The organism is Facklamia miroungae (assembly GCF_012396555.1).
Classification (GTDB): Bacteria; Bacillota; Bacilli; order Lactobacillales; family Aerococcaceae; genus Facklamia; species Facklamia miroungae.
Genome location: NZ_JAAXPS010000018.1, coordinates 1 through 10,430, shown reverse-complemented (window position 1 = coordinate 10,430; position 10,430 = coordinate 1). Strand labels below are relative to the sequence as shown.

The 10,430-nt window shown below is 27.4% G+C and carries 11 protein-coding genes and 3 pseudogenes; 11 read left to right on the top strand and 3 right to left on the bottom strand.

Annotation, left to right across the window (positions count from 1 at the left end):
- Positions 1–222 precede the first annotated feature (222 nt).
- Both HF969_RS09635 and HF969_RS09630 read right to left on the bottom strand, forming a co-directional pair.
- A pseudogene (locus HF969_RS09635) lies at positions 223–417 on the bottom strand (transposase); the annotation flags it as partial.
- Positions 418–584: 167 nt separating this feature from the next.
- Entirely contained in the window at positions 585–749 is a 165-nt protein-coding gene (locus tag HF969_RS09630) for a transposase (RefSeq protein ID WP_143406581.1), read from the bottom strand.
- 388 nt (positions 750–1,137) lie between these two features.
- Here HF969_RS09630 and HF969_RS09625 point away from each other — a divergent pair, with 388 nt between their 5' ends.
- The 10 genes and pseudogenes from HF969_RS09625 to HF969_RS09580 all read left to right on the top strand — a co-directional run bounded on the left by HF969_RS09625 (position 1,138) and on the right by HF969_RS09580 (position 8,974).
- Positions 1,138–1,308, top strand: a complete 171-nt coding sequence (locus HF969_RS09625) for a hypothetical protein (RefSeq protein WP_168427221.1) — start codon at positions 1,138–1,140, stop codon at positions 1,306–1,308.
- Positions 1,309–1,363: 55 nt separating this feature from the next.
- On the top strand, positions 1,364–1,603 hold the full coding sequence (locus HF969_RS09620) for a hypothetical protein (RefSeq protein ID WP_090290525.1): 240 nt from the start codon (positions 1,364–1,366) through the stop codon (positions 1,601–1,603).
- Entirely contained in the window at positions 1,585–2,175 is a 591-nt protein-coding gene (locus HF969_RS09615; RefSeq protein ID WP_090290526.1) for a lantibiotic dehydratase, read from the top strand. The genes HF969_RS09620 and HF969_RS09615 overlap by 19 nt, the downstream gene beginning before the upstream one ends.
- Before the next feature lie 100 nt (positions 2,176–2,275).
- Positions 2,276–2,941, top strand: coding sequence for a lantibiotic dehydratase (locus HF969_RS09610; protein WP_281241383.1), 666 nt, complete (start codon positions 2,276–2,278; stop codon positions 2,939–2,941).
- Between the two features lie 615 nt (positions 2,942–3,556).
- Positions 3,557–4,297 (top strand): annotated as a pseudogene (locus tag HF969_RS09605) (thiopeptide-type bacteriocin biosynthesis protein); the annotation flags it as partial.
- Complete coding sequence (locus tag HF969_RS09600) at positions 4,281–4,550, top strand: hypothetical protein (protein WP_090290530.1); 270 nt, start codon at positions 4,281–4,283, stop codon at positions 4,548–4,550. The pseudogene HF969_RS09605 and the gene HF969_RS09600, both read left to right, overlap by 17 nt.
- Complete coding sequence (locus HF969_RS09595) at positions 4,531–5,442, top strand: lanthionine synthetase LanC family protein (RefSeq protein WP_090290531.1); 912 nt, start codon at positions 4,531–4,533, stop codon at positions 5,440–5,442. Before HF969_RS09600 ends, HF969_RS09595 begins: the two co-directional genes overlap by 20 nt.
- Before the next feature lie 16 nt (positions 5,443–5,458).
- Complete coding sequence (locus HF969_RS09590; RefSeq protein ID WP_090290532.1) at positions 5,459–7,057, top strand: ATP-binding cassette domain-containing protein; 1,599 nt, start codon at positions 5,459–5,461, stop codon at positions 7,055–7,057.
- A 12-nt stretch (positions 7,058–7,069) separates the two neighbouring features.
- Positions 7,070–8,110 carry a ribosome small subunit-dependent GTPase A gene (gene rsgA / locus HF969_RS09585; protein ID WP_090290533.1) on the top strand — a complete coding sequence of 347 codons (1,041 nt, stop codon included), beginning with the start codon at positions 7,070–7,072 and terminating at the stop codon, positions 8,108–8,110.
- Positions 8,111–8,623: 513 nt separating this feature from the next.
- Positions 8,624–8,974: a VTT domain-containing protein gene (locus HF969_RS09580; protein ID WP_345719099.1), complete on the top strand. Its 351-nt coding sequence runs from the start codon at positions 8,624–8,626 to the stop codon at positions 8,972–8,974.
- A gap of 623 nt (positions 8,975–9,597) precedes the next feature.
- Here the strand turns inward: HF969_RS09580 and HF969_RS09575 are convergent.
- Positions 9,598–9,918, bottom strand: a complete 321-nt coding sequence (locus HF969_RS09575) for a JAB domain-containing protein (protein ID WP_168427218.1) — start codon at positions 9,916–9,918, stop codon at positions 9,598–9,600.
- Positions 9,919–10,183: 265 nt separating this feature from the next.
- Here HF969_RS09575 and HF969_RS10010 point away from each other — a divergent pair.
- Positions 10,184–10,430, top strand: a pseudogene (locus HF969_RS10010) (TIGR01212 family radical SAM protein); the annotation flags it as partial.

Below are 10,430 nucleotides of genomic sequence, written 5' to 3'. Positions count from 1 at the left end.
GGGCCTCAATGGTCACTGAAGAAGTGGGAGGTCTTAAACGCTATTGATCAAGAGCTGGAGAGAAGGGGATCTTATCAGGGGATGCGGAGTTAATCCATTAAATTAAGGCAGCATGAGGTTAGATAGTGAACTTTATAGTGCTTTAGTTTTTAAAGATCTAAGTTATATTTCGCCATAATAAGGCCCCCTAAAGGTGGATTTCATGATCCAACTTTAGGGGGGTCAGTACATTTCTAGCCCTCTTTGTTTTAAATCCCGAAGCTTTTCGCGATAGTGAAGGGCTGACTCTCTGGGATGAACTTTAAAGTATAACATTTCTTTAAAGCCTTGAGCATCGATTCCGATAATGGTGTGGACGGATTCTTTAGAAACATTTCCACGTCTAACGGGGACAAAAGTAGCGTCACAATAGAAACAAACAAAATCTTTTTTATCGGACGTTGTCGGTAAGCATTTGACTCCTCTTCAAATGTTTTTGAAAGATGAGAGATAGTGGTCGGAGAATAGTGGTGACCATACATTTTTCAATGAGATCTGAAATGTCATGTGTCGTCACACCCTTTTGATACATCAAAATAATCATCTTATCTAGATGAGAGAGCTTGTTGAAGACATTGGAGTATTTTTACATCTAATTCACCTGAGCGATCGTGGGGAATTTTAAGATTTAGTGTGCCATATTCTTTTATTAAAGTTTTCGAATAAAAGCCATTTTTAGAATTGCATGTATTGTAGCTTTTGACATCCAATTTTTCCTAATTAAAAAAATGTCCGCTCTCTTTCAAGAAATAAGTTAATCGCTTCTTCTAAGAATTGACGAAATTGATCATGAATTGAATTACTTTAAGCTAGTGCTGTGAAATTTTCGTTTTACAGTCTTCCTTAAAAGACTCCCTGATTGTGATTGCTTTGTAAGTATTACAATCTTACAAAAAGGGAGGTCTCTTTTTATATGAAGACTTTGATGTTACACAAGAAATTTTACATTATGAAGTTAAATAACAAAATTAACATTCAAACTTAACAAATTAAAAAGTTATATTAATATATATAAATAAAAATATCTATACTCAATTTAAGCGTTTACATGTAAGCGCTATTATTATATAATGAAATTAATAGAAAAGGGGAGAATAAATGATTAATTTAGAGAGTATATTAGCTTTAGAAAAAGCCAATATAGAAAAGACAACTGATGTAATGTCACTAGCTAAAGATTCTAAAGTTCAAATGTCTGCAGGACATTCAGGAAGTGGTACTTCTTCTTCAACGCCTTCTTATTCAAAACCAAATATATTGAATTTTTAAGAAAAGGGTCTAAAAATATTTTTAGACCCTTTTAAATATTAAAGAAGACTTTTTTATGAAAGATATTATCATTTCAAAAGATGCTATTCTTAGAACTTCAAATTTTTCTGAAAATGATTTTTATGATCTTTTAAAAGAAATAGAAAAACCAATTGAAGAAATAGATATGAATAGTTTTATTGAAAGTATTACTCATAATGAAAAATTTATGTTTAGCATTTTATTGGCTAGTAAAAACCTATATGAAAATATTTTAAATTTCAAAAAAATTAATTCATCATCAAAAAAAAGGTAGTTTTAACCCTTTCAAAATATATTTACAGATCCATATATAGGGCTACTCCCTATGGAACATTTTCTGGAATTAGAAATATAGAAATAGATAAAAAAAAATCTAAAAATAATATACAAATTAAAAATTCAAAAAAAGACTTCTCAATTTCATCTGAATATATATTTAAGATTTATAATGATATTTGTGAAATGGCAGAAAAGTTTCAATCATTAAACATATGTTTAAACCCAAACATAATTATTACTAATAACAATTTAACACTCAATATTGTTGGGGAGCACCCTTTTCGCAGAGAAGGAGAAACTATTTATATTTCTAATACAGGATTGACAAAAGAAATTATAAAAAAATTTCAAGAAAAAACAGCTAATATTTATAACTTAAAAACATATCTCATTAATAGCAAGGAATTGTCAGAAATTGAAAGTCTAAATATTATAAAAGATTTTCTTAATGAGAGAATTTTATATTTAGAAATATATCCAAATAACTTTTCCACACAACATTTAGAAGAAATTATATTTGAGTTAAATCCTAAATATATGTATTTTTTAAAAAATCAAATATATTAGATATAGCTAAACTTCTTAAATCATTAAATAAAAATCCAACAAAAGAAAAGTATTTAAATATAATTGATATCATGAAAAAAATTATGAGTGTAAAGAATATATTGTCTCAAATTTGTATATGCAAACAGATATAAATCAATCAAATTTGAACACTACAAAAATTTATAAAGTAATAACCCTTTTAAAAAAAATTAAAAAGATTCCAACTATTGATTTTTATCATCTTGAAGACTATAAAAATAGATTTATAACAGAATATGGATATAATCGTTTTGTTAATGTATTAGAATTGTTTGATGAATCAAAAGGACTTGGTTCCCCATTTACTGACGAAAAATTATCAATACATTATTATAATGAAAAAGAAAAATATTTTTCTAAGTTGAACGATTTATTAAGTCCCTCTACTAAGAATAACGATCAACCAAACGTTTGTTCTTTTAATGAAAATTTTGTTAATAATATTAATACTAGTATTATGAGTGACGTGGAAGAGGATTGGGATGGTTTTGATATTAATTTCAAGTTATTTGATTCAAATAATATTGAATATCTTTATATTGATAATATAGCTACTTCTTTCAATCCTGGTGGATTCAGAGGAAGATTTGATAAGGTAAAAATATCAAATGAAATAAAAACAGACCAAAATTTTGGATTACAATATTGGTCTTCTAATAAAAAAATATGGAATGTAGTGTCTAAAATTGATCCCTCTGAAAAATGTTGTTGTTACTGGATACAAAAAGAACAAAGAAGACATTAGTTTAAGAGATGTTTTTATTTTTGTTGATGAAAATAATAATTTTAAAATGTGTAATTGTGATGGCTACCCAATAAGTATCAATAGTTTAAGTATGGCTAATATAACTTTAAAGCACGATATTGTTAAATTTTTAGAATTAATTTCGAAAAAAATACAAATATTTTTGATTTTATTTTTTCTATTAACTCAATAAAAATAATCATGTTTCAAGATTAGAAATGGATAACATAATTTTATTTCCTGAGTGGTGGAAAATTAGACTAACTGAACTTGAGCAACAAGATATACATTCATTAAAAGAAGTTTTAAGAAATAAAAACATTCCCTCGAATTTTTCTCTAAACGAAGGTGATCAAGTATTGAAGTTAAGTTTCTCAAAAGAGATTGATTTAGAAATATTGTTGAGTGTTATAAAAAAATGAAGAAATATTAGTTTCAGAATGCTTAATTTCAAATACATCCAATTAAGTCTTAAAAAATAAAAAACCAATGTCTTCAGAAATTACATTAACTGTTTTGTATGAAAGAAATCGTTTGCAATCGTAAAAATACGATTATAGAAATTTTGAAAAAAGATACGAAAATTTTAATGGAGAGTCTGGTTGGCTATATTTTAGTTTATATACAAATAAAGCTCTACAAACTAAATTATTACAGTACTTAACCGATACATTTTTATTGGTGAATTCAGAATGGTTTTATATTAGATATTATGATCCTAAACCACATTTAAGGATTCGTTTAAAATGTAAACAAAATGGAGAAGTATTATTAAATAATCTATTTAAAATCCAATCTTCTCTAATTGAAAATGAAATGATTGATGATTTTAAAATTAACGTCTATTATCGGGAAGTAGAAAGATATGGGTATGAATTTATTGACCGCTTTGAAAAATTATTTAATATTGATTCAAATTTATGTATGAGTATTTTAAAATATGAAAATTTAGTAGACGAAAAAACTTTAATAAGTATTTTAATCAAAATACATGATAAAATTTTTTCGAGTTTGTTTAACAGAATAGATATTTCTGATGTTTATAATACTGAATTGCTAAAAATTAAATCTAATAAAAAATATTATTATAATAATATTGAAGAAATTATTCCATTAATAATATTAGACGATGATCTTAATTTATATACATTGTCTCTTAGTAATCTTCTGAAAAAAATAATTATTGAAATGAAAGAGAAATACTCAAAAAAGTATATTTTAAATGTAATAAACAGTGTTATTCATATGCATTTTAATAGATTGTTTTGTGATAACATTAAAGAAAGAGAATTTAGAACACATATTTATAGATTTCTAAAGTATAGAAAGCGAGAAATTAATGGAAATAATTCATGATTTAAATAAAACATTTATAGAAGATAAAAATTTAGGAATTATTGATGGTTACGCAAACGATATTTTAGTGTTACTTAATCTTTACAAATTTAGCGAAGAGGAACTTTATTTAAAAGAAATTGATAATATAATTGATAGGGCTCTAAAAAAAGAAATTTATTTAAATGAAGAAAATATAGGTCTTTGGAACGGTCCTTTAGGCTTCTCATTAATACTAGATTTATTAATGAGAAATACAACAAAAAAAGTATAGAGAGATAAATAATTATTACTTCGAACAAATACAGCCTATATTGGATTACTGGGCGACGACCGAAAATGTTTATCTAGATTATAGTCATGATTTAATTTATGGCGTGTCTGGTGTTTTTCTTTTTATCGGAAATCATTCTTTAATTAATAATGATGAGGTCGTCAAATTTGATGGAAAATCAAATTTTATTATTGATATGTCATTTGAAATACTATTTCGTGTTAACTGTGAAACTGACAATTTTTATAAGTTGTACACTAAAAATAATAAGAAAAATTATTGTATATTAGGAATGGCTCACGGAATATGTGGTTTGATTTCCTCTTTAAAAATTTTACAAAATAAGATGAATTATAATATACAAAAAAAGATTGATATTTTAAGTTCTAATTTTGAGAAATTCGTTATAAAATATGCCAAAATTAAAAATTCTAAAGTAAAAGTTCCTGTATGTATAAAACTTGATAAAGTATTTTCAGATGACCCAAATGATATTGATATATTAAAAAATAATTATACTTGGTGTTATGGAATTGTAGGATTGGGAATTTATTTTAATAAATTTTCAAAGGATAAAAATCTTATTTCTTTGTTAAATAATAATATCGAGTGTACTATGGAAAGTATTATAGAAAACAATTATAACAATCTGTTAAATGAGGATTTATGCATATGCCATGGCTACTCTGGAATGCTATACTACTGTTTTAATGAAACTAGTAAAAACTCGTTAAATAATGATATTCTTTGCAATTTTTTAAATGCATGTTTAGAAAATTACAATATTAAAGATAAAACAAACTTATTGAATGGATATGGTGGTATCAAATTAGTTTTAGAGTCTTTGAAAAATAATAAAAGGTTCATAGGTGATTTTTTATTTGGTTACTAAATAAAAGGGGTAAGAAATGAAATTAAAAAATTATATAATTCGGAATATTTCGTTATCAATTCAAGTATTAGCATTAATAATTTTAGGACAAATATGCATGGTTTTTTGGGGATTTTCTATATCGAATTTAATAACTTATATTTCTTCTAAAAATACTGATTTATTCTTTACTTGGCTTATATTTATGATTATCGATTTAGTTATTTGGATGGTGCAAATTTATATTTCTAAAATAAAATATCATAAGTTAATTCAAAAAATAAATATACAAATCCGTCAAGATATTGCGACAAAATTATTCCGTAGTAGTTATCAAAATTTCTATAAAAAAGATGAAGGAACTTATGTATCATGGCTCACAAACGATATAACAATTATTAATGAATATGGATTTGGAATATTATATTTAATAATTAGTCAAATTTCAGGAATTGTATTTAGTTTCATAGCAACTGTCTATTTTGATGCCTCATTAATAATTACTATGCTAGTTTTATCATTTATTGTCCTATATGTGCCATCAATACTTAAAAATAAAATGCAAAAAAGAATGAAAGACGTAAGTATTGCTAATGAATCATTAACAAACAATATTACGGATGTCTTACAAGGTTACGACAGTTTAAAAATGATGAATTTAGAAAAATATATGGTAAATAGAATTAATTTATTCTCTCAAAACTTAGCAAATAAGCAAATCGCTTACGCAACTATAACTGGGAAGTTAATGAGCTTAACTAACGGAGTAAGTCTAACAAGTCAAATTATTTTATTCTCTCAATCTGCACTTTTATATTTTAATAACATTATACCTATTGGTGCTATTAATGGCGTTCAATACTTTTCAGCGACTATATTTTCTAGTCTGACAGGCCTCTCTGCAAATATAATTGAACTCAAAACAATAGATCCTATTTTTGAAAAGTTTGAAAATATAGTAGAAGATATTTCAAATAATTTAATTAGTATAAATGAATTAACCAGTTCTATTGAAATGAGAAATGTTAGTTATGAATTTAATAATAATAAAGTTCTGCATCAAATAGATTTATCGTTCAAGAAAAATAAAAAATACGTTATTGTAGGAGACTCCGGTAAAGGTAAATCAACACTTCTAAACTTAATTTCCGGTAAATTAACTGATTATTCTGGAGAAATTATTTGGGATAATATACCGTACAATAAAATTGCTAAGTCAACTATTCAAAATCAAATCATTTATATTAATCAAAATCCATATATTTTTAATGCATCAATTCGTGAAAATTTAACCTTACTTGATTCATTCAGTGATGAAGAAATTCAAAAAGTTATTAAAGATGTGGGGTTATATTCATGGATTTCAGAGTTAGAACATGGCTTAGATACAATAATCAGTCTTAATGCAAAAAATATCTCTGGTGGTCAAAAGCAAAGAATTGCCTTAGCTAGAGGTTTATTAAAGAATAAGTCTATTATTCTATTAGATGAGCCAACTTCTGCACTTGATGAATTTTCAGCAAATGATATTGAAAATCTAATTTTTAACAATGAAAAATTAACGGTTATTATGGTAACTCATAGATTAAGAAATAATATTAAACAATTAATAGATGAAATCATAACTTTAGAATAGGAGCAACTAAATATGAGTGAGGTAACTTATGGAATATTAGAATATGCTAAAACATATAATATTGAGGATTCTAGTGAAATTTATCGCATTATAGAAAGAAAAAACACTTCCTTTATCCTTCGCAATCAGTTTGGGGAAATTATTAAAGCAGACACAAATAATTCAAATGAAGAATATGTTGTTGGCGATTATGTTCGAATTGCTGTAAAAGAAAAAAATATATATTTAACAGATTTATGCAAAAGGTCTTCTTTAATAACTAGAGCTAGTAGCTCTACCAAAAAAAGCTTTTCTTACAACTCTGATGAACAATTACTCGCTGCAAACGTCGATCAAATATTCATTTTAATTTCTGCGGATCAAAGATTTACTTTATCGAAGTTTGAGAGATATTTATTAACTTTTAATTGCATGGCAGAAGATATTAAAATAATCATTTCAAAAACAGATTTTATTGAAAAAACAGATGCAATTAAATCTAAAATATTAGAAATATATCCTAATATAAAAATTTATGAGTCGTCTATTTTTGATGATAAGAAAATGAAAAATATTGCTTTTCTATTTTTAAAGAACCAAACTTCTGTTCTTATTGGAGCTTCAGGTGCGGGTAAGTCTACACTTATAAATTATCTAATAGGAGAGCAAGCTACGATAACTCAAGAAGTTAGAAGTGATGGTAAAGGAAAACATACTACAACTTCTAGCTCATTATTTTATTTAGATAGAACTTCATCTTATATTATTGATACTCCCGGCTTTAAAACAATTTCAACCCATCGAAAAACTAGCGATAAAGTACTTTTTGATAAAATCTATAACTTATCAAAAAAATGTAAGTTTAATGATTGTAACCACATTAATGAACCGGGATGTGCTATACAAAAAGCATTAGATAATGGCACACTATCTCCACAATTATATGAGAGATATCTAGAAAGCAAGGAAAAAAGTATCCGTTATGAAAAATTCCTTAAAAGTAAATCTAGAAATAAGAAGAAAAAGAAAAAAATGAAAATCATAACTAACTCTGGAGTTAAGAACAAAATTTAAAGTTTATAGCTTTATTTTCAAAATTAAGCTTTGCAATTTCTGTTCTGTGATAAAACAATAACTTCTTCCAATTGTATTTAATTGCCCAATGATTTTGTTGTTAGTTATTGAACGAATCAAGTAAAGTTTTTAATCTTATAATACTTATTGAAACCCATTTTATATTCATCCATTTCTTCTAAGCATTTCATTTTAAAGTGCAATTAAGATGCGTACTTAGTCTAAAAAATTGAACGGCTGACCTCTAAGCTGATAACTACAAGCCACAGTCCAATGCGATGAATCTAAACACATGTCAGGCATCACTTGTAATATAGTAGTTAATACCCTTTTAGGATTATGTTTTTTTCGTCCTTCTGGTCCTAGTGTGATGACCGCACTTCAATAATATCGTCTAACTAATGTATCACTCATAACCCTTTTCTTTGTTGCTGTAAAAATTTTCATTTAATTATTCCCATCATACCCGGTGGAATGACTTCAGTGGCATGAAATTATGTCTTTGGAACTTAAATTAGCTTTATTTATAATTATATAGGCATTATTATCGGATTGATGAATACCTTCTTTTTGGTAGGCAAGTATGGCAAATTTAATATATTCTGCTTTATTTTGGAAAAGTGTTGTAGGAGATACATCAGTTGGACATCAAATGTTAATCGTTTTGCTTGGATATTAGGAACATTATTCTTCTTACCAGCCGCGCCTGATGATATTCTATGTATGATTGCTGGGATGACTTCTTTGTCTTTTAAAAAGTTTATTTTAATTTTTATCCCAACGAAAGCTGTTTCTACTTTTGTGTTTACTTGGCTAATGCATGAGGGAATCTTATATTCTATCGATTGGCTGACACACTTATAAAATTATATTAATTAAAACGGTAGAAGGAGAAAATAAGGTGAGAGTCTCTACTAATTTAATAAGATTTAGTTTAATATCTAAATGATATACTTCCTTCATAAAATTTTGATAGGTAAGTGTAGACTAGTCCCAGGAAAGTTAAGAGGTAAACGATGACCAATCTTCAAAGAAGTTGATAGGTAAGCACTGCCTAGTACTTACCAAAGTTAAGAGATGAAATTTGATTAGTCCCTCAAAAATAAAGAGGTAATTTTAGATTAGGTAAATAATATGTATAAGGTAATTCATAAGTTTAAAAATTAAATATTTAAGCAAGAAAATGACACATCATGCCCCACTTACTAAAATTAATAAAAAAAAGTGCCCCACTAATTTAACAATTCCTTTTATACCAAGGATTAAAGTGGGGCATGTGAATTTTAAAAAGGTATTTTAGAGGTGCTTCATATGCACCATATGGGGCATTTAATATCAAAGGGTTTATAACGTTAAAAATTCATAAGTGCACCATTAAAGTACCTCATTCCCTTATGCTCTTATCGATTGCAGTGCTTAACTGATTCAATCGATAACAAAGCGCTTAGCTTCGAAAGGGTCGCCGCTGGGGTGATTCTGAGATAAGATTATACGCGTTGTCGGGTACTTGAGCGCTTGCACATAATTTCGGTGGGGCTAAGTATCGACGACTTAACGTTACCAATGAAAATCTCTTGAATCCCTCGAACTTGATTTTTAGAATCCATGAATAAAGCGACTACCTTTTCACTCTTTGCTGCTTTATAATACAGATTAAGAAACTCTGTCACTTCGTCGGGTGAGTTCACGGCTCTTCCTTTTATTTCCGCAATGTCGTAGTCAGTGATTGCTTCTTTAATGACACCAATTTTAAACTTATCTGTCTTAGTAAAGTTGTTTGGAATTAAAAAGTAGTCTGGATCCAACAATTTATGGATAGCTGTTTCTCTTTCTGCTTCCTATGCACGCTTAGATAATAAATTAATGATAGTCATCAAAAACATCTCCTTTGGTTTTTTAGGTATGGTACATAAGTTTTTTCGCCGCAGGCGGGGCGGTGAAACCACGAAAAGTCTCCAAATTTTAAAAAAAAGGGAAATAATTTCCCTTTTTTCCCCGAAACCAGAGGAAAATAAAGAAAAATACGGAAATTAAAGGCTGATATAGAAGCAAAAGGAAAGTAGATGTTGTTGTGATGGAACGGTGGCTTTTGGTGGTTGTACTTTTTGTTCGGAATCTGGTTCCGGAGACTTTGCTCAAAGCCGTTTAGATCCTTTGCCGATTCAATTAGGCAAAGGGATTCAACAAGTGCATAAAAATGGCCTAAAGTTCAAAAATACATCGCTTATTTTCAAAACTTCACCAATACGCATGCACCCCTACATGTTTTAAAAGCGCGGTTTGAACAAGTCATTCATGAAGAGGGTGTGGTAGGGATAAT